Genomic DNA, 318 nt, shown 5'->3' on the forward strand with positions numbered 1-318 from the left:
AATACCTATGATGTTTATCAAGGTATTCAGAAGGCAATACATGAACATGACATAGCACTACTCGAAGAAACTATTTACGGGTATAAAAAGAACAACACCGCTATGGATACATCTATTTCAACGTTACGGAAGAATTTAAATTACGTGAGAAATAGTTGTACGATGTCTTACTCCAATGGTCCCCTTGAAGGGACTATCGGAAAGATAAAAAAGCTCAAACATATCAGTTATGGTTTTAAAAGTCTTGAACATTTTCTTAAGAGAATAAGACTCATTTGTGCATAAGAAAAAGCATCCTGCGAGAGGATGCTTTTCATA

General features: G+C 34.6%; 1 protein-coding gene. It reads left to right on the forward strand.

The features are described from left to right. Positions 1–285: transposase (locus tag FC88_RS08475; RefSeq protein ID WP_162256546.1), on the forward strand; the 285-nt coding region annotated here is incomplete at its 5' end. Positions 286–318: the final 33 nt, after the last annotated feature.

It is taken from the genome of Companilactobacillus futsaii JCM 17355 (assembly GCF_001435505.1).
Classification (GTDB): domain Bacteria; phylum Bacillota; class Bacilli; order Lactobacillales; family Lactobacillaceae; genus Companilactobacillus; species Companilactobacillus futsaii.